General features: G+C 72.9%; 18 protein-coding genes. 6 read left to right on the top strand and 12 right to left on the bottom strand.

The features are described 5' to 3' along the window. A complete protein-coding gene (locus IE118_RS03430; RefSeq protein WP_189555719.1) occupies positions 1-1,383 on the top strand; it encodes a glycine--tRNA ligase in 1,383 nt (460 codons plus the stop codon). 55 nt (positions 1,384-1,438) lie between these two features. Here IE118_RS03430 and IE118_RS03425 read toward each other — a convergent pair whose 3' ends face one another. After that, entirely contained in the window at positions 1,439-1,645 is a 207-nt protein-coding gene (locus IE118_RS03425; RefSeq protein WP_189555718.1) for a hypothetical protein, read from the bottom strand. Positions 1,646-1,887: 242 nt separating this feature from the next. Between IE118_RS03425 and dusB the strand changes: the two genes are divergently transcribed. Further along, positions 1,888-3,042: a tRNA dihydrouridine synthase DusB gene (gene dusB / locus IE118_RS03420; RefSeq protein WP_189555717.1), complete on the top strand. Its 1,155-nt coding sequence runs from the start codon at positions 1,888-1,890 to the stop codon at positions 3,040-3,042. Positions 3,043-3,147: 105 nt separating this feature from the next. Here the strand turns inward: dusB and IE118_RS03415 are convergent, their stop codons facing one another. Continuing rightward, positions 3,148-4,872 carry an alkaline phosphatase family protein gene (locus IE118_RS03415; protein ID WP_189555716.1) on the bottom strand — a complete coding sequence of 575 codons (1,725 nt, stop codon included), beginning with the start codon at positions 4,870-4,872 and terminating at the stop codon, positions 3,148-3,150. Between the two features lie 548 nt (positions 4,873-5,420). Here IE118_RS03415 and ppdK point away from each other — a divergent pair. Next, positions 5,421-8,168 carry a pyruvate, phosphate dikinase gene (ppdK, locus tag IE118_RS03410; RefSeq protein WP_373298259.1) on the top strand — a complete coding sequence of 916 codons (2,748 nt, stop codon included), beginning with the start codon at positions 5,421-5,423 and terminating at the stop codon, positions 8,166-8,168. A 179-nt stretch (positions 8,169-8,347) separates the two neighbouring features. Continuing rightward, positions 8,348-9,004 carry a hypothetical protein gene (locus IE118_RS03405; protein WP_189555714.1) on the top strand — a complete coding sequence of 219 codons (657 nt, stop codon included), beginning with the start codon at positions 8,348-8,350 and terminating at the stop codon, positions 9,002-9,004. Between the two features lie 46 nt (positions 9,005-9,050). Here IE118_RS03405 and IE118_RS03400 read toward each other — a convergent pair whose 3' ends face one another. The 5 genes from IE118_RS03400 to IE118_RS03380 all read right to left on the bottom strand — a co-directional run bounded on the left by IE118_RS03400 (position 9,051) and on the right by IE118_RS03380 (position 15,199). Next, positions 9,051-9,485 (bottom strand): excalibur calcium-binding domain-containing protein, encoded by a 435-nt coding sequence (locus tag IE118_RS03400; RefSeq protein ID WP_189555713.1) that lies wholly within the window; start codon positions 9,483-9,485, stop codon positions 9,051-9,053. 149 nt (positions 9,486-9,634) lie between these two features. Then, entirely contained in the window at positions 9,635-10,792 is a 1,158-nt protein-coding gene (locus IE118_RS03395) for an alkaline phosphatase PhoX (RefSeq protein WP_189555712.1), read from the bottom strand. A 245-nt stretch (positions 10,793-11,037) separates the two neighbouring features. Then, positions 11,038-11,388, bottom strand: a complete 351-nt coding sequence (gene nirD / locus IE118_RS03390; RefSeq protein ID WP_189555711.1) for a nitrite reductase small subunit NirD — start codon at positions 11,386-11,388, stop codon at positions 11,038-11,040. After that, complete coding sequence (gene nirB / locus IE118_RS03385; RefSeq protein ID WP_189555710.1) at positions 11,385-13,982, bottom strand: nitrite reductase large subunit NirB; 2,598 nt, start codon at positions 13,980-13,982, stop codon at positions 11,385-11,387. The genes nirD and nirB overlap by 4 nt, the downstream gene beginning before the upstream one ends. Further along, a complete protein-coding gene (locus IE118_RS03380; protein ID WP_189555709.1) occupies positions 13,982-15,199 on the bottom strand; it encodes an NAD(P)/FAD-dependent oxidoreductase in 1,218 nt (405 codons plus the stop codon). The genes nirB and IE118_RS03380 overlap by 1 nt, the downstream gene beginning before the upstream one ends. Before the next feature lie 174 nt (positions 15,200-15,373). Between IE118_RS03380 and IE118_RS03375 the strand changes: the two genes are divergently transcribed. Continuing rightward, positions 15,374-16,156: a sulfite exporter TauE/SafE family protein gene (locus tag IE118_RS03375; protein ID WP_189555708.1), complete on the top strand. Its 783-nt coding sequence runs from the start codon at positions 15,374-15,376 to the stop codon at positions 16,154-16,156. Between the two features lie 77 nt (positions 16,157-16,233). After that, entirely contained in the window at positions 16,234-16,449 is a 216-nt protein-coding gene (locus tag IE118_RS03370) for a DUF2283 domain-containing protein (protein ID WP_189555707.1), read from the top strand. Positions 16,450-16,536: 87 nt separating this feature from the next. On the opposite strand, the gene IE118_RS03365 is transcribed toward IE118_RS03370, so the two are convergent. From IE118_RS03365 to IE118_RS03345, 5 genes are all read right to left on the bottom strand, one after another. Next, positions 16,537-17,190 carry a class F sortase gene (locus IE118_RS03365; protein WP_189555706.1) on the bottom strand — a complete coding sequence of 218 codons (654 nt, stop codon included), beginning with the start codon at positions 17,188-17,190 and terminating at the stop codon, positions 16,537-16,539. Positions 17,191-17,305: 115 nt separating this feature from the next. After that, positions 17,306-17,872 carry a hypothetical protein gene (locus IE118_RS03360; protein ID WP_189555705.1) on the bottom strand — a complete coding sequence of 189 codons (567 nt, stop codon included), beginning with the start codon at positions 17,870-17,872 and terminating at the stop codon, positions 17,306-17,308. Between the two features lie 325 nt (positions 17,873-18,197). Then, positions 18,198-18,611 (bottom strand): gamma-glutamylcyclotransferase family protein, encoded by a 414-nt coding sequence (locus IE118_RS03355; protein ID WP_189556064.1) that lies wholly within the window; start codon positions 18,609-18,611, stop codon positions 18,198-18,200. Between the two features lie 78 nt (positions 18,612-18,689). After that, positions 18,690-20,822, bottom strand: a complete 2,133-nt coding sequence (locus IE118_RS03350; protein ID WP_189555704.1) for a molybdopterin oxidoreductase family protein — start codon at positions 20,820-20,822, stop codon at positions 18,690-18,692. 45 nt (positions 20,823-20,867) lie between these two features. Then, positions 20,868-21,650 (bottom strand): SanA/YdcF family protein, encoded by a 783-nt coding sequence (locus IE118_RS03345; RefSeq protein WP_189555703.1) that lies wholly within the window; start codon positions 21,648-21,650, stop codon positions 20,868-20,870. Positions 21,651-21,653: the final 3 nt, after the last annotated feature.

Genomic DNA, 21,653 nt, shown 5'->3' with positions numbered 1-21,653 from the left:
GTGGCCGCCGACAAGATCGACACCATCGTCAGCCTGAGCAAGCGCCGTGGCTTCGTATTCCCCAGTAGTGAGATCTACGGCGGTACGAAGGCCGCCTGGGACTACGGACCGCTGGGTGTCGAGCTCAAGGAAAACCTGAAGCGCCAGTGGTGGCGCTACATGGTCACTTCGCGCGAGGACGTGGTCGGCCTCGACTCGTCCGTGATCCTCGCCCCGGACGTGTGGGTCGCCTCCGGTCATGTCGCGACCTTCACGGACCCGCTGACCGAGTGCACCTCCTGCCACAAGCGGTTCCGCGCGGACCACCTGGAGGAGGCGTACGAGGAGAAGAAGGGCCGCGCCCCGGAGAACGGCCTCGCCGACCTCAGCTGCCCCAACTGCGGCAACAAGGGCACCTTCACCGAGCCCAAGCAGTTCTCGGGCCTGCTCTCCACCCACCTCGGCCCGACGCAGGACTCCGGCTCCATCGCCTACCTGCGTCCCGAGACCGCCCAGGGCATCTTCACCAACTTCGCCCAGGTGCAGACCGCTTCGCGCAAGAAGCCGCCGTTCGGCATCGCCCAGATGGGCAAGTCCTTCCGCAACGAGATCACGCCCGGCAACTTCATCTTCCGCACCCGCGAGTTCGAGCAGATGGAGATGGAGTTCTTCGTCAAGCCGGGCGAGGACGAGCAGTGGCAGGAGTACTGGATGGAGCAGCGCTGGAACTGGTACACCGGTCTCGGCCTGCGCGAGGAGAACATGCGGTGGTACGAGCACCCGAAGGAGAAGCTCTCCCACTACTCCAAGCGCACCGCTGACATCGAGTACCGCTTCCAGTTCGGCGGCAGCGAGTGGGGCGAGCTGGAGGGCGTCGCCAACCGCACCGACTACGACCTCGGCGCGCACTCCAAGGCCTCCGGCCAGGACCTGGCCTACTTCGACCAGGAGGCCGGCGAGCGCTGGACGCCGTACGTCATCGAGCCGGCGGCCGGTGTCGGCCGGGCCATGCTCGCCTTCCTGCTCGACGCCTACGTCGAGGACGAGGCGCCCAACGCCAAGGGCAAGATGGAGAAGCGGACCGTGCTGCGGCTCGACCACCGCCTCGCGCCGGTGAAGGCGGCCGTGCTCCCGCTGTCCCGCAACGCCGAGCTGTCGCCGAAGGCGAAGGGGCTCGCGCAGGCGCTGCGGCAGAACTGGAACATCGAGTTCGACGACGCCGGTGCGATCGGGCGCCGTTACCGCCGCCAGGACGAGATCGGCACGCCGTTCTGCGTCACGGTCGACTTCGACACGCTGGACGACAACGCGGTGACCGTCCGGGAGCGGGACACCATGAAGCAGGAGCGCGTCTCGCTGGACCAGATCGAGGGGTACCTCGCCTCCCGGCTGATCGGCGCCTAGCCTCCCGGCACCTCTCGTGAGCCCACCCACCACCCGGACCGGGCGGTGGGTGGGCTCATGTCACGGTCGGGTCCACCGTCGCCTGGTGCGCCTCCGTCAGGTGCTCCTGCGCCTTGAGCCACGGCAGGAACTGGGCGCCCTGGCGCCAGCCGCAGGTGTCGCATCTGATCGTGCGCTGCACACCGGTGCGCTGGACGTGCACGGTGTGCTCCCGTCCGTGCAGGTCCCAGCGGCTGACCTTGCTGGTGTCGATCTGCGGCATGGTGCCTCCGGCGGTTCGGCGGGGACGGTGTCGCCGTTCTTGTGCCCCGGTTCGGGGGTGACAAGGAGTGTGCCGCACAAGTCACCTCCGCGGGTGTGGGGTTGGGGGCGGGGCAGCGGGGGGTCGGGGTGCGGTGGGGCTACGGCGCCCTCCTCGCAGGCGGATTTCGATAGTGCGGTTAACTAATGACCGTTCACGATCACCGTGCCGGGGTACCCCGCGACATGCGGGACAATGGGGGAATGCCCACGCCCTCGCCGACCGTGAACACCGTCCTGCCCATCGGCCCGCACACGGTGCAGCCGCCCGTCGTGCTCGCTCCCATGGCCGGGATCACCAATGCCCCCTTCCGCACCCTGTGCAGGGAGTACAGCGGGGGCAAGGGGCTGTTCGTCAGCGAGATGATCACCACCCGGGCGCTGGTCGAGCGCAACGAGAAGACCATGCAGCTGATCCGGTTCGACGCGACCGAGAAGCCGCGCTCCATCCAGCTCTACGGCGTCGACCCGGTGACCGTCGGCAAGGCCGTCCGCATGATCGTGGAGGAGGACCTCGCCGACCACATCGACCTCAACTTCGGCTGCCCGGTCCCCAAGGTGACCCGCAAGGGCGGCGGCTCGGCCCTCCCGTACAAGCGGAACCTGCTGCGGTCCATCCTGCGCGAGGCGGTCGGCGGGGCGGGCGCCCTGCCGGTGACCATGAAGATGCGCAAGGGCATCGACGACGACCACCTGACCTACCTGGACGCCGGCCGGATCGCCGTCGAGGAGGGCGTGACCGCCATCGCGCTGCACGGCCGCACCGCCGCCCAGCACTACGGCGGCACCGCCGACTGGGACGCCATCGCACGGCTCAGGGAGCACGTGCCGGAGATCCCGGTGCTCGGCAACGGCGACATCTGGTCGGCCGAGGACGCGTTGCGGATGGTGCGCGAGACGGGCTGCGACGGGGTGGTCGTGGGCCGGGGCTGCCTCGGCCGGCCGTGGCTGTTCGCGGACCTGGTGGCCGCCTTCGAGGGGCGCCCCGACGCCTACGCACGGCCGGCCCTCCGGGAGGTCGCCGACGCCATGGTCCGGCACGCCACGCTGCTGGGCGAGTGGATCGGCGACGAGTCCCGCGGTGTGATCGACTTCCGCAAGCACGTCGCCTGGTACCTGAAGGGCTTCGCGGTCGGCTCCGAGATGCGCAAGCGGCTCGCGGTCACCTCCTCGCTGGAGGAACTGCGGGCCGGGCTCGACGAGCTGGACCTGGACCAGCCCTGGCCGGCCGGTGCCGACGGCCCCCGCGGCCGCACGTCCGGGAACAACCGGGTGGTGCTGCCGGACGGCTGGCTGAAGGACCCCTACGACTGTGCCGGGGTCGGCGAGGAAGCGGAACTCGACACCTCCGGCGGCTGAGCCGGCACCTCCGGCGGCCGACGGGCACCTCAGGCTGCCGACCCGGCGCCTCCGGCGGCACCGACCGGCACCTCCGGCGGCCGACCCGGCGCCCCGGGCGGCCGGTCAGTCCCGGGTGGGGTGCGGGACGGAGCCGTAGGCGGTGAGGAAGCGGTCGCGGAAGGCGTCCATCCGCCACACGGGCGCGTCCTTCGCCGGCCGCAGCCCCTCCGTCCAGTTCCAGCCGTCGATCTTCTCCAGCACCTCCGGGTCCTTGGCGACCACGGTCACCGGCACGTCCCGGCTCGCCCCGTCGCCGCTCACCTGGGCGATGGGCTGGTGGTCGCCGAGGAAGACGAGCACCGTGTCGTCGGTGCCGTAGCGCTCCAGCCACTCGGTGAGGCTGGTGACCGAGTACGCGATCGACCTGCCGTACTCCCGCCGGGACTCCGTGGAGTCGGCGATGACGTCGGCGGACTTCTTCCCCGCCTTCGCGACGGCGTCGAAGCGCGACCCGTCGCCGAGTCCGTCCCAGTCGACCATCTCGGGCAGCGGCGCCCACGGCTGGTGGCTGGAGGTGAGGATGATCTCCGACATCAGCGGCCTGGCGCGCTCCCTGCCGTGCTCCAGCCGCTCGTACGCCGCCAGGGCGTACTGGTCCGGCATCGGCGACCAGCTGAACTTCGGCCCCCGGTAGCCGAGGTCGAAGGCGTCGTAGACCTTGTCGAGGCCGTACCACTCGGCCTCCGGCCAGGCCTTCTGCACGCCGGGCATGACGCCGACGGTGTCCCAGGCGCCGGACTTCTGGAAGACCTTGGTGAGGGTGAGGTGGTCGCCGTTGGTGACCGTCCGATAGCGCTGCTGGTTGTCGATCCACAGGCCGGACAGGGCCGTGGAGTGGCCGAGCCAGCTGCTGCCGCCGAACGTCGCCGAGGTGAGCCAGCCGCTGCGCGCCCCGTAGCCGGCCCTGGTGAGCGCCGCGGTGCGGGCGTCGACGGTCCTGGTGACGCCGGGCGCGATGAGCGGGTCCTCCAGGGCGCTGCGGCCGTAGCTCTCGATGAAGGCGAAGACGACGTCCTTGCCGCGCAGGTCCGGGACGAGCTGGTCGGGGGGAGTGGCGCCGAAGGTGTCCTCCCGGGACTCCTTCGCGAACGCGGCCTCGTCGCGCAGGGTGTCCACCACGCGCCGGGTCTGCGCCTTCACCGCCTCCGAGGCCAGGTCGGAGGCGACCGGCACCCCGGCGACCTGCACACCGAGCGCGGTGCAGGTGATCCACACGGTGCCCGCGAGCAGCGCGCCCCGGGTGGCGCGGACGCGGTGCCGGGCCAGCAGGTTGCCCAGCCGGACGGTGGCCAGCGCCATGACGGTCACCAGGAGCAGGGTGAGCAGGACCGCGCCGACGGCCGCGGCGTCGGCCGCCGTGGCGCCCATCGAGTCCTTCAGGTACGACTGGGCGTCGTCGAGCAGCCCCCAGTCCAGCACGACGTTGAAGCCGCGGCCCAGGTACTCGGTGAAGCCGATGTCCAGCAGGTTGAGCACGGTCAGCACGCCGATCCCCGCCCCGTAGAGGGCGGCCACGACGATGCGCGGCCGGCGGGGCAGGGCGAGCAGCAGGACGGCCCCGACGATCGCCTCGGCGGGGATGCGGGTGAAGCGGTCGGCGCGCACCGCGGGGGCCGTGTTGGGCATCAGGAGCGCGCCGACCACCAGCACGGCGGCCAGGACGTGGACGGCCCACCGGACGGCGCGGGCGGCGGTGGGGTGCGCGTCGCGTGCGGCCCGCAGGCGGGCGAGGACGCGCGGGCGTGGCAGGGCGCGCAGGCGTGCGAGGACACGAGTGAAGGCGGGCAACCCGGAGGTTCCTTCCGTACCGAGGCCGGTGAGGAGGCGGACCCGGCGTGGGGGTCCGGGTCCGCCTCAGTTCCGTACGGGCGGACCGGCCGGTGCGTTCACCTGACCGGGGGATTTCCTGGTGAGGAGCGCGCGTCCGGGGCCGGGCGGCGGGGTGCGCCGGGCCGGTCCGCATGGTGGAATCCCACGCCGTGTGGCAGCGTGATTCTCGCCACCCTTGATAAGGGTTGCGCTCAGATGAGCGGATCTTGAGCGGTTGCACTTCTCAAAGGATGGCACTCAGTGCCACTCGGTGATCGTTCATCGAGCGAAATCAGACGTGGACATAGCCGCTCACATGAGCACTGGTGGGGCCGGTTGGCGAGGTGATGCGTTCAAGAAGTGAAAACACTCGGCGGTGAGCGCTTGCCAAGCTTTGACTTTCAATCCGCTGGCGCACGAGTGGTTACGGGCGCATGACGCACAAGTGGACGTACCCAGATGCCTTTGATCTGGGTACATTCCTCGCCGTCAGGGCAGCCACCGCGTCCTCGAGGGAGTCGAGACCCGTGTCGGAAAACAAAGATCCCCACGTACCGCAGCCGGGTGCGAGCGTTGAGGGCGTGAAGTTCGTCTACGACTTCACCGAGGGCAACAAGGACCTCAAGGACCTGCTCGGCGGCAAAGGCGCCAACCTCGCCGAGATGACCAACCTGGGCCTTCCCGTCCCGCCCGGCTTCACCATCACCACCGAGGCCTGCAAGACCTACCTCGACAGTGGCGAGGAGCCGGCGGCACTGCGTGACGAGGTGAGTGCGCACCTCGACGCCCTCGAAGCGAAGATGGGCAAGAAGCTCGGCCAGGCCGACGACCCCCTCCTCGTCTCGGTCCGCTCCGGCGCCAAGTTCTCCATGCCGGGCATGATGGACACCGTCCTGAACATCGGCCTGTCGGACAAGTCCGTGCAGGGCCTGGCCGCGCAGGCCGGCGACGACCGGTTCGCCTGGGACTCCTACCGGCGCCTCATCCAGATGTTCGGCAAGACCGTCCTCGGCGTCGACGGCGAACTCTTCGAGGACGCGCTGGACGCGGCGAAGGCGGCCAAGAAGGTCACCGTCGACACCGAGCTGGAGGCCGCCGACCTCAAGAAGCTCGTCACCAAGTTCAAGAAGATCGTCAAGACCGAGTGCGGCCGGGACTTCCCGCAGGACCCGCGCGAGCAGATGGACCTCGCCATCAAGGCCGTCTTCGACTCCTGGAACGGCGACCGCGCCAAGCTCTACCGCCGCCAGGAGCGCATCCCGCACGACCTCGGCACCGCCGTCAACGTCTGCTCCATGGTCTTCGGCAACCTCGGCCCCGACTCCGGCACCGGCGTCGCCTTCACCCGCGACCCCGCCTCCGGCCACCAGGGCGTCTACGGCGACTACCTGCAGAACGCGCAGGGCGAGGACGTGGTCGCGGGCATCCGCAACACCGTGCCGCTCGCGGATCTGGAGTCGATCGACAAGAAGTCGTACGACCAGCTCATGCAGATCATGGAGACCCTGGAGAACCACTACAAGGATCTCTGCGACATCGAGTTCACCATCGAGCGCGGCCAGCTGTGGATGCTCCAGACCCGCGTCGGCAAGCGCACCGCGGGCGCGGCCTTCCGCATCGCGACCCAGCTCGTCGACCAGGGCCTGATCGACGAGGCGGAGGCGCTCTGCCGGGTCAACGGCGCCCAGCTCGCCCAGCTGATGTTCCCCCGCTTCGACGAGGACGCGAAGGTCGAGCAGGTCGGACGCGGCATCGCCGCCTCCCCGGGCGCGGCGGTCGGCAAGGCGGTCTTCGACTCCTACACCGCCGTCAAGTGGTCCCGCTCCGGCGAGAAGGTCATCCTGATCCGCCGCGAGACCAACCCCGACGACCTGGACGGCATGATCGCGGCCGAGGGCATCCTCACCTCGCGCGGCGGCAAGACCTCCCACGCGGCCGTCGTCGCCCGCGGCATGGGCAAGACCTGCGTCTGCGGCGCCGAGGAACTCGAGGTCGACACCAAGCGCCGCCGGATGACCGTCCCGGGCGGGCACGTGGTGGAGGAGGGCGACGTCGTCTCCATCGACGGCTCCTCCGGCAAGGTGTACCTCGGTGAGGTCCCCGTCGTGCCCTCGCCGGTCGTCGAGTACTTCGAGGGCCGCATGCACCCGGGCGCCGACGACGCCGACGAGCTCGTCGAGGCCGTGCACCGGATGATGGCCTTCGCCGACCGCAAGCGCCGGCTGCGCGTGCGCGCCAACGCCGACAACGCCGAGGACGCGCTGCGCGCCCGCCGCTTCGGCGCCCAGGGCATCGGCCTGTGCCGCACCGAGCACATGTTCCTCGGCGACCGGCGCGAACTCGTCGAGCGGCTGATCCTGGCCGACACCGAGGCCGAGCGCGAGGAGTCGCTGAAGGCGCTGCTGCCGCTGCAGAAGCGGGACTTCGTCGAGCTGTTCGAGGCGATGGACGGGCTCCCCGTCACCGTCCGCCTGCTCGACCCGCCGCTGCACGAGTTCCTGCCCGACATCACCGAACTGTCGGTCCGCGTCGCCCTCGCCGAGTCCCGGCAGGAGCCGCACGAGAACGAACTGCGCCTGCTCCAGGCCGTGCACCGGCTGCACGAGCAGAACCCGATGCTGGGTCTGCGCGGTGTCCGCCTCGGCCTGGTCATCCCCGGCCTGTTCACCATGCAGGTACGGGCCATCGCGGAGGCCGCCGCCGAGCGCAGGACCGCCAAGGGCGACCCGCGCGCGGAGATCATGATCCCGCTGGTCGGCACGGTCCAGGAGCTGGAGATCGTCCGCGAGGAGGCCGACCAGGTCATCGCCGAGGTCGAGGAGGCCACCGGCACCTCGCTCAAGCTCTCCATCGGCACGATGATCGAGCTCCCGCGGGCCGCGCTGACCGCCGGTCAGATCGCGGAGGCGGCGGAGTTCTTCTCCTTCGGCACGAACGACCTCACCCAGACGGTGTGGGGCTTCTCCCGGGACGACGTGGAGGCCAGCTTCTTCACCGCGTACCTGGAGAAGGGCATCTTCGGGGTGTCGCCGTTCGAGACGATCGACAAGGACGGCGTCGGCTCCCTGGTGAAGCTGGCCGCCAAGGCCGGCCGCGAGACCCGCCCCGACCTCAAGCTCGGCGTCTGCGGCGAGCACGGCGGCGACCCGGAGTCCGTCCACTTCTTCCACGAGGTCGGCCTGGACTACGTCTCCTGCTCACCGTTCCGCATCCCGGTCGCCCGGCTGGAGGCCGGCCGCGCGGCGGTCACCTCCACGGGCAGCGACCACCGCTGAACCCCGGAGCCGTCGTCTGTCACCCGACCACCCTCACCGATCGGCGACGGCTCCGGATCACGAAAGGAGAGAGCGGCACCCGTGCGGGGGTGCCGCTCTCTCGTCTGTGTAGGGTCCGCCGGAGGGAGATCCACCGAGCCGCGCAGGCCACACCACGGGGGGACGCAGTGCCGATCCGCATGCGCAGGAGCACCATCAGACCGCTGAGCAGCATGGGCGGGTACGCCGTCGACCCGTGGCAGTCCGTGCGGCGCACCCTCGGTGTGGCGGCCTGCGGATGGCTGGCCGCGATGCTCACCGCCCTCGCGTCCTACCTGGCACTCCGCTGGACATGGGTGCCCATCTCGGTGGGCGTCGTGCTGTGCCTGGCGTTCGTCGTCGCGCTCATGCTGCTGCACCGGGCGGCGTGGATCGCGCTGCTGTCCGCGGTTCCGGGCCTGTTCATCCTGGTCGGGGCCGTCCAGTACGCCCCCGAACTGGCACTGGAGGTGCGCGGGGTGCGCGAGAGCGTGGTGATCGTCGCCGACGAGGCGGCTAGCACGGGCGGCGACAACCACCGGTACACGCTGCGCACGGCGGACGGTGCGGAGCTGACGGAGCGGCTGACCTACAACGGCTCCGCCTGGGCCCCGGAGGTGGGCGAACGGCTCGACGTCATCCGTGACCCGGAGGGCGTGGTCCCCATGGAGCAGGCGGACGAGGTGGACGCCACCGGACGGCTCGGCGGGCTGGGTGCCGGACTCGTGGCGTGGACGCTGATGGCGGTGCTGGCCGGCTGGCGCGGGCACGTGCGCCGCCGGAAGGGCAGGACCGACTCGCTGCTGCTGTCCCTGTGAGCCGCGGGGGGCCGGCCGGCGGGTCGGCTCCCCGCGCCCAGGAAGGTCAGCGGTTGTCGCGCCGCTTGCGGGCCGCGATCATCAGGCCGCCGCCCAGCAGGACCACGGCCCCGCCGCCCGCCGCGATGTAGGGGGTGGTGTCGCTGCCGCCGGTCTCGGCGAGGTCGGTGCCGCCGCCGCTCTGCTCCTTGCTGCCGGTGTCGCCGGTGCCGTCGGTGCTGTCGTCCCCGGAGTCCGTGCCGGTCTCCTCGTGGGGCACGAAGTCCGCGGGCGGCTGGTCGCAGCCGACGCCGTCGTTGTCGCGGTCGAGGTGCTTGCCGTAGTGGTCGTCGCCCTTGGCGATGTTCTTGTACCCGTTCTCGTACGCCTCGGTGCAGTTCTTGAACGGGTGGTCGCCGTCGTGCGCCACGGCGGTGGCCGGTACGGCGGCCACCGCGAGGGCGGCGAGGAGCGCGGCGGCGGAGGTACGGAACGGATTCATGGTGAGGAGCCCCCCAGATCGGGCGTATGCGTGTTCTCGGTACGAGGCTGCCGAAGCTACTGGGGTGCTCGTGGCGGCTGGGAGATATGAAGAACCTGTGATGTGAACGTTACGTCACGAGACCGTGGCTCTCCGCCACGGACTTCGCGTCAGGTCCGGAAGGGGCCCTTCACCTCGTACGTGATGCCGCCGGACGAACTTCCGCTCGTGCCGCGCTGGCTGGAGAAGTACAGGCGGGTGCCGTCCGGGGAGAAGGCCGGGCCGGTGATCTCGGAGGCCGACTGGCCGCTGACCCGGAGGAACGGGGCCACCACGTCGTCGGGCGTGATGACGCAGATCTCCATGGTGCCCCCGTCCTCGGCCACGAACAGGTCGCCCGAGGAGGAACCGGTGACGTTGTCCACCCCGGTCAGCGGAGCGGAGCCGCCCGTCACCAGGGAGTCGTCGTAGGCGAGTTCGATGGTCTGGGCGGACGCGTCGTACTGCCAGACCCGGTTGTCGCCCTTGGTGGTGAACCAGCAGGTGCCGTCCGCGTAGTGGCAGCCCTCGCCGCCGTTGAAGCGCTTGGCACCGGAGACCTGGTTGCGGGTGGCGGTGGCGCCGGAGGGGTCGGGGACCCGCGCCCAGCTCACCGGGCCGCTGGTGCCGCTGCCGCCGATCAGGACCTCCAGGGTGCCCGACGACAGATCGCCCCAGGTGCCGGGCCTGAAGCGGTAGAAGCAGCCGTCCGAGACGTCCTCGGTCAGGTAGATCACCCCGCGCACGGGGTCGGCGGCTGCCGCCTCGTGCTTGAAGCGGCCCATGGCGTCGCGGCGGACGGCCGCCTTCGCACCCCAGGGGTCGGTCTCGAAGACGTACCCCCGGTCCACTTCCTCGCAGGAGAGCCAGGTGTTCCACGGCGTCTTCCCGCCCGCGCAGTTCTGCCGCGTGCCGGACAGGATGCGGTAGGCGCCGGTGATCGCCCCGGTCGCGGAGAACTTCAGCGCGCTCGCGCCGCCCGAGGGGTTGATCTCCGAGTTGGACACGTAGATCCAGCCCGGTCCGTCGGCGTAACAGGCGCCGCCGTCAGGGGCGTTGTGCCAGGTGTACGAGGTGCCGGTGACCGTCCGCCCGGAACGGGCGACGACCCGGCTGGTGAAGCCCGCCGGCAGTGCGATGCCCTGGGCGTCCGCCGCGCCGAGCGGGCCGTAGGGGCCGGTGCCGGGCTGGGCGGGGGCGGCGTGCGCCGCACCCCGCCACAGGGTTCCGCCGAGCGCGGCGGCGGTACCGCCGACGGCGGTCGCACGAAGGAAGCTACGACGTTCCACTGTCGCTCCAAGGGGTGCCGTGACCGTCCCGCCGCCGGCCGGCGGCGGGGGCCGTGCGAGCAGCGAACCTAGGGGCACGGAGTGGACGCCCCGTGGACGGGGGTGTACCGGCAGATGACCGTCCCGCGAGCAGGCGCACACCAGGGAGACGGCGGCGCCCGCAGCGGTACCGCCACCGCCGTGAACGTCGTCCGGGGCTGCCGGCACGGCACGGACCTGACAGGAGGCCGACAGCGGCCGTTCCCTCAGGCCGCCTTCACCTCGTACGCCGTCACCCGCACCGCCTCGTCGTCCAGGCAGCGGCCCGACTCCAGGTCGAAGCGCTGCTTGAGCAGCGGGGAGGCGACGAACGGGCGGCCCCGGTGGGTGCCGGTCAGCCCCCGGGAGAGGACCGCCGCGCCGGTGAACGGGTCGCGGTTGTCGATGGCGTAGAGCCGGCCCGAACGGTCGGCGAACACGGCGGCCTGGCGGCCGTCGGGGAGGAGGGCCGCCACCCCGCGGCCCGGCAGCAGCGCGCTCAGGTCGCAGACGGTGAACCAGTCGTCCGTCAGGCGGATCCGGACCTTCAGATCGGTGGTCTCCAGTGTCAGGGTCATCGCGTGGCGGTTCCTTCCAGGACGTCGTCGGCGGGTCGCAGGCCGATGGACAGCAGCGGCAGGTCGGGCTTCATCTGGTCGCGCTCGGGAACGAAGGCGACCACCGGGTCGGGGGTGTCGGGCGCGTTGACGAAGGACACGAACCGGGCCAGCTTCCCGGGGTCGTTGATGGTCTCGGCCCACTCGTCGCGGTAGTGGGCGACATGGGCGGCCATCAGGGCCTCCAGCTCGTCGCAGATGCCGAGGGAGTCGTGCACCACGACGTCCCGGACGTGGTCCAGGCCGCCGGGGATCCGGTCCAGCCAGACGCTGGTGCGCTCCAGACGGTCGGCGGTGCGGATGTAGAACATCAGGAACCGGTCGATCAGGCGCACCAGTTCGGCGTCGGAGAGGTCCTGCGCGAGCAGGTCCGCGTGGCGCGGGGTGGCGCCCCCGTTGCCGCCGACGTAGAGGTTCCAGCCGTTCGCGGTGGCGATGACGCCGAAGTCCTTCGACTGGGCCTCCGCGCACTCGCGCTGGCAGCCGGAGACCGCCGACTTCAGCTTGTGCGGGGAGCGCAGTCCCCGGTAGCGCAGCTCCAGGTCGATCGCCATGCGCACGGAGTCCTGGACGCCGTAGCGGCACCAGGTCTGGCCCACACAGGACTTCACCGTGCGCAGCGACTTGCCGTAGGCGTGCCCGGACTCGAAGCCGGCGTCCACCAGCCGGGCCCAGATCAGCGGCAGCTGCTCCACGCGGGCGCCGAACATGTCGATCCGCTGGCCGCCGGTGATCTTCGTGTAGAGGCCGAAGTCGCGGGCGATCTCGCCGATCACGATCAGCTTCTCCGGGGCGATCTCCCCGCCGGGGATGCGGGGCACGACCGAGTACGAGCCGTTCTTCTGGAGGTTGGCGAGGAAGTGGTCGTTGGTGTCCTGCAGGGCCGCCTGCTCGCCGTCGAGGACGTGCGTGCTCGCGCCGATCGTCGGGGCGAGGGAGGCGATGATCGAGCCGACCGCCGGTTTGCAGACCTCGCAGCCGTCACCGCCCCGGGCGCCCTCCCGGCCGTGCCGGTCGAGCAGGTCCCGGAAGGAGGTGACGCGCAGCGCGAGGACGATCTCGTACAGCTCCTCCCGGGTCTGGGAGAAGCAGGCGCACAGTCCCTTGTCGACCTCGACGCCGCTCGCCTCCAGCTCGGCGTTGACGAGCTGGCCCAGCACCTTGACGCAACTGCCGCACGTCGTGCCGGCCTTGGTGCACTTCTTCACCTCGGGCACGGTGGTGCACCGGTGCTCGGTGACCGCCTCGCGGATGGTGCCCTTGCGGACGTTGTTGCAGGAGCAGATGATCGCGTCGTCCGGCAGGGCGGACGGCCCGAGCTGGACGGGCGCCCCGGCACCGGCCGGCAGCACCAGCGACTCGGGGGAGACCGGCGGCACCGAGCCGGTGAACGCCTTCAGCGTGCCGTACGCCTCCGCGTCGCCGACCAGGATGCCGCCGAGCAGCGTGCCGTCCCGGCCGATGACCAGCTTCTTGTACAGGCCCGCCCGGGAGTCGGAGTAGACGACGTCGAGGCAGTCCTCCGCGGTGCCGTGCGCGTCGCCGAAGGACGCCACGTCCACGCCGAGCAGCTTCAGCTTGGTGGACAGGTCCGCGCCGGTGAACGCCGACTCGTCCGCGGCGAGGGTCGCCGCCACCGTCTCCGCCTGCTCGTAGCCGGGCGCGACCAGCCCGTACACCCGCCCGTCGGCGGCCAGCGCGCACTCGCCGATCGCGAACACGCGCGGGTCGGTGACCGTGCGGCACTGCTCGTCGACCGTGATGCCGCCGCGCTCGCCGACGTCGAGTCCGCAGTCCCGGGCGAGCTGGTCGCGGGGGCGGACACCGGCGGAGAACACCACCAGGTCGGTGGCGAGTTCGGACCCGTCGGAGAGCCGCATGCCGGTGACCGCGCCGTCCTCACCGACCACGATCTCCTGCGTGCCGACGCCCGTGTGCACGGACAGACCCATCTCCTCGATGGTGCGCAGCAGGGCCGCGCCACCGCCCTCGTCGACCTGCACCGGCATCAGCCGCGGCGCGAACTCCACGATGTGGGAGGTCAGCCCGAGCCCCTTCAGCGCACCCGCCGCCTCCAGGCCGAGCAGTCCGCCGCCGACCACCGCGCCGGTCGTGGAGTTCTTCGCGTACTCCTCGATCGCCAGCAGGTCCTCGATCGTGCGGTAGACGAAGCAGCCCTCGGCGTCCTTGTTCGGCACCGGCGGCACGAACGGGTAGGAGCCGGTGGCCAGGACCAGCACGTCGTAGTCCACGACCAGACCCGAGCGGGCGGTCACCCGGCGCGCCTCGCGGTCGACGGCCAGCGCCGGGTCGCCGACGCGCAGGTCGATGCCGTGCGCCTCGATGAACGCCGGGTCCGTCAGGGACAGGTCCCCGGGCGTCCTCCCGGAGAAGTACGAGGTGAGCTGCACGCGGTCGTACGCCGGACGCGGCTCCTCGCACAGCACGACCACCCGGTGCGTGGCCGTGAGGCCGCGCTCGGCGAGCGCCTCCAGAAAACGCTGGCCGACCATGCCGTGGCCGATGAGCACGATGGTCGGTGTGTCCGTGGACATCAGGAGCCTCCGTCGTTGGTGAGCAGGTGGAGCAGGGGCCGGCCGGCGGTCGGGAGCGGCTCTGCTCCCTCCCAGGCGCGCGCGAGGGCGCCGACGGTGCCGAGTTCGCCGACCAGGACCCCGCCGACCAGGCGGTCGTCCCGGACGACGACCTTGCGGTAGGTGCCGCGGGTGGCGTCGGTGAGCTGCACGACGTCGTCGCCCGGCAGCGCCTCGGTCTCGCCGAACGCGGCGAGGTCGAAGGAGCCGGGACGGCCGGCGAGGGTGAGCCGGGTCAGGGAACGGGTGCCGGTGTACCGGGCGGTGGTGTCCCCGGCGAGCAGCGCGGCGAGCGCGTCGGCCTGTTCGAGGGCCGGGGCGGCGAGCCCGTACACCGTGCCGGCGTGCTGGGCGCAGTCGCCGATGGCGTGGACGTACGGGTCGGAGGTGCGCAGCTCGTCGTCGACGACGACCCCCTTGCCGACGGTGAGGCCCGCCGCCTGCGCGAGCCCGGTGCGCGGGTGCACCCCGCACGCCAGGACCACGAGGTCGGCGTCGAGGGCGTACCCGTCGGCCAGCTCCACCGAGCGGACCGCGCCGCCGGCGCAGCGCACGTCCCGCACCCGGCACTCGGTGTGCACCTCCACCCCGAGGCCGGTCAGATGGCGTCGCACGAGCGCGGACGCGGCCGGGTCGAGCTGGCGCTCCATGAGCCGCTCGGACTGCTGGGCGAGCACGACCTGCGCGCCGCGCACCGCGAGCGCGCGGGCCGCGGAGACGCCGAGCAGTCCGCCGCCGATCACCACCGCCCGCACCCCGGGCCGCACCGCCTTGTCCAGCCCCAGGCAGTCGTCCATGGTGCGGAAGGCGTGTACGCCCTCGGGCAGCTCGTGGTCGGCGGTGAACAGTCCGCGCAGCGGGGGGAGCACCGGGTTGGAGCCGGTGGCGAGGACCAGCCGGCCGTACCCGGTCACCGAACCGTCCGCGCAGGCGACGGTGCGGGCCGCGCGGTCGATGCCGGTGACCCGGGCCCGGATGAGCCGGGCGGGCGCCGGGAGGGCGATCACCTCGGGGCTGTAGCGCCCGGCCAGCACCTCGGCGAGCAGCACCCTGTTGTACGGCTGGTGCTCCTCCTCGCCGATCAGCGTCACGGGCGTGCCGAGCTCGCCGAGCCGCCGGGCGAGCCGTACGCCCGCGAGGCCGGAGCCGATCACCACCACACGCTCGTTCGAGGTCATGTCCCCGAGCGTGCGGTGCGGGTGTTACCCGTCGGCATCCCCCCTGTTTCCCGCGCGGAACGCTGCCCTCAGCGGGGGAGCGCGAGGGGTGTGAGGAAGCCGACCCGGGCGGCAACCTCAACAAACGCTCATCTTGATGGACGCAGCATCTACCCCGTCCCTAGGGTCATGACCATGCCCGACATCTCGCTGACCACGGTCGTCCTGCTCTGTCTGGCCGCCCTCGCCGCCGGCTGGATCGACGCCGTCGTCGGCGGAGGCGGGCTGCTGCTCCTGCCGGCCCTGCTGCTCGGCCTGCCCGCCGGCACCCCGGCCGCGCACGCCCTGGGCACCAACAAGGCGGTCGCGATCGTAGGCACGACCGGCGCCGCGGTGACCTACGCCCGCAAGGCACCGGTCGACGTGCGGACCGCCGTGCGCATCGGCCTGGCCGCCCTCGCCGGATCGTCGGCCGGGGCGTTCTTCGCGGCCGGGATGAGCACCGAGGTCCTCAAACCGGTGATCATGGTGGTGCTGCTCGCCGTGGCCGCCTTCGTGATCCTGCGCCCCGCCTTCGGCGCGGCCCCCGCCACCGGCCCCGCCACCCGCCGCCAGATCCTCGCCGCGATCGGCCTGGCCGGCCTCGGCATCGGCTTCTACGACGGCCTCATCGGCCCCGGCACCGGCACGTTCCTCGTCCTCGCGCTCACCGCCCTGCTCCACCTCGACCTGGTCACCGCCTCCGCCACCGCCAAGATCGTCAACTGCTGCACCAACGCCGGCGCCCTCGCGACCTTCGCCTGGCAGGGCGCCGTGCTGTGGCAGCTGGCGGCCCTCATGGCGGTGTTCAACCTGGCGGGCGGCACGCTCGGCGCCCACACGGCCCTGAAGAAGGGCAGCGGCTTCGTCCGCGTCGTCCTGCTCACGGTCGTCTTCGCCCTGGTGGCGAACCTGGCCTACGAACAGTGGCTGGCCTGAACCGCCCGCACGCGGGCCGGCGGGCGACGTCGTCCCCGCGGGCCGCTGGCGAGAACCGATCACGGGGGAGCCGGACCATGCACATCGCGTACGACCGGGAGAACGACACCGCCTACGTCTCCCTCCTCGCCCGGATCCCGGACGGCGCCGCCGTCCGGCAGGTCCCCGTCGAGGGGATCGCGGAGGACGCCGAGGTCGTCCTCGACCTGGACGAGGGCGGACAGCTGCTCGGGATCGAGGTGACCGGGGCACGTCGCGTCCTGCCGGCCGAGCTGCTGGGGGAAGCCCCGTGAGCCCCGTGAGCCCCGTCCGCGCGGTGACACGGCGCGGGAGCCGTCGCCGCACCGCGGCGGGAGCCTTCGCCGCTCCCGTCCGCCGGGTCAGCGGCTGCCGGTCAGGTGGGCGTAGACGACCACGTTGCCCCGGTAGCCGGTGGTGGGGGACCAGCCGCCGCCGCAGGTGATGACCCGCAGTTCCGGGCGGGCCGCCGCGCCGTACACCTTCCGGTCGGGGAAGGCCGCCGCGTCGTAGACCTCGACGGCGTCCACCGTGAACACGGCGACGCCGCCGTCCCGCCGGTCCACCTCGACGGTGCTGCCCTTGCGCAGGGCGCCCAGGGCGTAGAAGACGGCGGGGCCGTCGGCGTTGTCGACGTGGCCCGCCACGATCGCGGTGCCCCGCTCGCCGGGGGTGGTGCCGGCCTCGTACCAGCCGGCGAGGTTCTCGTCGTCGGCGGGCGGCACGTCGAGGCTGCCGGTGGACGTCAGACCGAGGCCGGTCAGGGGCGCGTCCACGTCGATCGCGGGGATGCGGACGCGCACCGGTGGGGAGGGCGGCAGCGCCGGGGCCGGGGACCCCACCGCGCTGCGGTCGCCGGCGCCGGTGTGCGCCTGGGCGGCGGAGGGCTGCGGCGGGGGGTGCGCGCCGGTCCCGTCGCTCAGCAGCCACGTCCCCGCACACAGGGCGGCCACCGTGACGGCGGCTGTCACTGCGTTGCCCGGGCCCCCGGCCCGGCGGAACCTGCGGCGCGTCACGGACCGACCTCTTCTCCGAACGGGCCCCGTGCCCCCCTCCGGGCCGCGAGGGGCGTCGGACCCGGAGGGGGAGGGGACTTGCGGTACCGGCGGGACGGGCAGCGGAGGGTGCCCGTCAGATCCCGTCGCCTCTCGCCCGGCGATGCAGGAGCCAGGTACCGCCCGCGGCGGCGACGGCGAGAGCCGTCACACCGGCCGCGGTCTGTACGGGGTCGGTGCCCAGCGCGCCACCGACCCCCGTCTTCACACTGCCCCGCGGATGCACCAGCTGCGCCTCCGGCGTCAGCGTCACCAGCAGGTCACCCGCCATCCGCCGGCCGCTCCCGGCGCAGGTCGCGACGATCTCGTACCTGCCCGGCTGTGCGCCCGGAGGCACCTGGAACTGCCCGATGGCGTCCCGCTCGTGGGTGCTCGGCGCGAGCGTGAACCGGCCGGCGCCCACGGCGGAGGCGTCGCCCGCGGCCGTGTCGTCGTCGCCGCACGCGTCGGTGTTCACCGTGACCTGCGAGCCCGGCGCGACCGACGACGGGTACACCTCCAGGCTCCCGGCCGACGGCCCGCGGGACTCCACGGCGTACGCGGGCGGCGCGGCGAGCAGCCCCGCGGTGGCCACGGCGAGCGCGGCGCCGGTCAGACCGGTCAGACCGGCGGTACCGGTCAGCAGCCGGGCGGTACGTCGCATCGATGCTCCCTCGAGCTCACGAAGGGGACCCGGCCCGCGGCCCCCATGTGCCGCCGTCGAACGCGTCCCTGCCTCTCCGAGGTAAGTGCCACCGCGTCGGTACCGCTCCCCGAGGAGCAGCCGGGGCGGCGGCCGAACGGGTGTCGGACACCGACGGACGCGCGCGGCCCGCACCGTGTTTCAGCAGGTCACCGCGTCCGTGCCGGACGGGCGGGCGAAAGTACCCGAAGGGCGGTCGGCGCGGCTGTGAACGGGTGACCGGGGCGGGCGCGACGGACGCGGTGGGCCCGGCCGCCTCACCGCCGCCGCGCCGCGCCCGGCCGCCTCACCGCCGCCCGCGCCACTGACCGCCCCCGACCGGCGTCCCCCGGGCCCGCAGCCGGGCGGCGACGGCGGGCGCGGCGACGTACACCCACGCCGGGACCGCCGCTCCGTCCGTGTCCCGGACGACCTCCCGCACCACCCGCTCGTACAGGTTGCGCGGATCGCCCGGTACGTACTCCTCCAGCCGGTCCAGCTCCACGAGCAGCGCCGGGTACGCGTCCGGCAGCGCGGTCACCAGTTCCCCGCGCACCGCACCGCCCGGCTCCTCGACGGCGTACGGGTGGCCCGGCCCCTCGTACAGCGTCGCGCCCCGCAGCCTGCCGGGTTCCTCGCCGAGGGTGCGGCCGCGCAGGAAGAGGTCGTGGTTGCGCTCGCCGGGGCGGAGCGTCCCGTAGACGAAGAAGGGAAGGATCACTGGTCTCACCTGCGTGGACGGTTGGCGGCACCCCGGCGTGGCGCCGGGGCCCGGCGGGCGGGACCGCCCCCCGTCCGCCTAGCGTGCCGCGCGGGCCGGCTCTCCGGCCCCCACGGCCTCCACGCGGACCGCGCACGCCTTGAACTCCGGCATGCGGGACGTCGGGTCGAGGGCGGGGTTGGTGAGGGTGTTGGCGCGGCCCTCACCGGCCCAGTGGAACGGCATGAACACCGTGTCGGGGCGGATCGCGGTGGTGATCCGCGCGGGCGCCACCGCCCGCCCCCGCCGGGACACCACCGCCACCGGCTCGCCCTCGGCGGCGCCGAGCCGCTCCGCGAGCCGGGGGTGCAGCTCCACGAAGGGCCCCGGGGCGGCGGCGTTCAGCTCGTCGACGCGCCGCGTCTGGGCGCCGGACTGGTACTGCGCCACCACCCGCCCGGTGGTCAGCAGCAGGGGGTACTCCTCGTCGGGCTCCTCGGCGACCGGCCGGTGCGAGACCGGGACGAACCTCGCCCGCCCGTCCCCGGTGGCGAACCGGTCGTGGAAGAGCCGGGGGGTGCCGGGATGGACGCCGCCTTCCGGGCCGCCGGACGCCGGGCAGGGCCAGAAGACGCCGTTCTCCTCGGCCAGCCGCCGGTAGGTGATGCCGGAGTAGTCGGCCGGGCCGCCCGCGCTCGCCCGGCGCAGTTCCTCGAAGACCTCCTCGGGGTCGGTCGGGAAGCCCTTCTCCAGGTTCCGTCCGCCCCCCAGCCGCGCGGCCAGCTCGTGCAGGACCTCCAGATCGCTGCGGACGCCCTCCGGCGGGGTGATCGCGCGCCGCCGCAGCAGCACCCGCCCCTCCAGGTTGGTCGTGGTGCCCGTCTCCTCCGCCCACTGCGTCACCGGCAGGACGACGTCGGCGAGCGCGGCCGTCTCCGACAGCACCACGTCGCACACCGCGAGGAAGTCCAGCGCGCGGATCCGCTCCTCCACGTGCGCCGCGCGGGGCGCCGAGACGACCGGGTTGGACCCCATCAGCAGCAGCGAGCGGATGTCCGTGCCGAGCGCGTCGAGGAGTTCGTACGCGCTGCGCCCCGGTCCGGGCAGCGAATCGGGGTCCACCCCCCACACCTCGGCGACGTGCGCCCGCGCCGCCGGGTCGGTCAGCTTGCGGTAGCCGGGCAACTGGTCGGCCTTCTGGCCGTGCTCGCGCCCGCCCTGCCCGTTGCCCTGCCCGGTGAGGCAGCCGTACCCGGACAGCGGGCGGCCCGCCCGCCCCGTCGCCAGGCACAGGTTGATCCAGGCGCCCACCGTGTCGGTGCCCTTGGCCTGCTGCTCGGGTCCCCGCGCGGTCAGCACCATCGCCGCCTCCGGCTCGCAGAACAGCCGCACGGCCTCCCGCAGCCGGGGCACGGGCACGCCGGTGATCCGCTCCACGTACTCCGGCCAGTGCGCCATCGCCGCCGCCCGGGTCTCCTCCCAGCCGGCGGTGCGCTCCCGCACGTACGCCTCGTCGGTGCGCCCCTCGGCGACGACCAGGTGCAGCAGGCCCAGCGCCAGCGCGAGATCGGTGCCGGGGCGGGGCGCCAGGTGCAGGTCGGCGTGCTCGGCGGTTTTCGTGCGGCGCGGGTCGACGACGATCAGCGTGCCGCCGTTCTCCCTCAGCTCGGTGAAGTAGCGCAGCGACGGCGGCATCGTCTCCGCCGGGTTGGAGCCGACGAGGATCACGCAGCCGGTCCTCGGGATGTCCTCCAGCGGGAACGGCAGCCCCCGGTCCAGTCCGAACGCCGCGTTGCCGGCCGCGGCCGCCGACGACATGCAGAACCGCCCGTTGTAGTCGATCTGGGAGGTGCCCAGCACCACCCGGGCGAACTTCCCCAGGCTGTACGCCTTCTCGTTGGTCAGCCCGCCCCCGCCGAACACCCCGACCGCGTCCGCCCCGAACTCCGACCGGGCCCGCCCCAGCCCCTCGGCGACCCGCCCCAGCGCCTCCTCCCACGAGGCGGGCACCAGCGCGCCCCCCGCGTCCCGCACCAGCGGCGAGGTCAGCCGCACACGCGAGGACAGCACCGCCGGGGCCGTGCGCCCCTTCCCGCACAGTGCCCCCCGGTTCACCGGGAAGTCCGCGCGCTCACCGACCTCGACGGAACTCCCGTCCGGGGTCCGCGTCAGGTTCATCCCGCACTGCAGCGCGCAGTAGGGGCAGTGCGTGGGCGTCACGGTGTTCTGCATGCCGCCACCCTGCGCCGCCGGTGTTACGCACCGCACCGGTCCCTGTTACACACCCGGAACGGCGACCTCCCCGCCGCCGTGGGCCCGCGGTGAGGCACCGGGCCCGGGCGGCCGTACGGCCGCCCGAGCCCGTGCCCGCTCCGCGCGGGCCGCCGCCAGCGCGCGCTCCACGCCCGGTTCCCGGGGGCCGAGGAAGCGCGGGTCCGGGCGGAACGCCGCGTCCGCCGCCGCCTTCCCCGCCGCCAGGACCTCCCGGACGGCCCCGTAATACCAGGTGGCGTCGTGCGGTTCGTCCACGCCGACGCCGTACGAGGAGACCCCCGCCGTCTCGCACAGGGCCACCGCCCGCCGGACGTGGAAGCCCTGGCTGATCAGCACCGCCCGGTCGACACCGAAGATCCTCTTCGCGCGGACGCAGGAGTCCCAGGTGTCGAAGCCCGCGTAGTCGCTCACGATCCGCGCGTCCGGCACGCCGTGCCGGGTCAGGTACGCGCGCATCGCGTCGGGCTCGTCGTACTCCTCGCGGCTGTTGTCCCCGGTGACCAGCACCACCTCGATCCGCCCCGCCCGGTACAGCTCCGCCGCCGCGTCCAGCCGGTGCGCGAGGTACGGCGACGGCTCCCCGTCCCAGAGGCCCGCGCCGAACACCACGGCGACCCCGGTGCGCGGCACGTCGGCCGTGGTGCGCAGCCGCCCGTCCGTCGTCAGGCGCAGCCAGGTGGCCGGCAGCAGCGCCAGCACGCACACCGCCACCACCGTCCGCACCAGCCGCCGCCACCCCGTACGGGTGCGGGGCAGGCGCGGACGGCGAACCTCGAAACGGCGCATCGG

Source organism: Streptomyces pilosus (assembly GCF_014649835.1).
Taxonomy (GTDB): domain Bacteria; phylum Actinomycetota; class Actinomycetes; order Streptomycetales; family Streptomycetaceae; genus Streptomyces; species Streptomyces pilosus.
The sequence above is the reverse complement of the archived record's forward strand: the minus strand, read 5'-3'. Positions and strand labels throughout refer to the sequence as shown.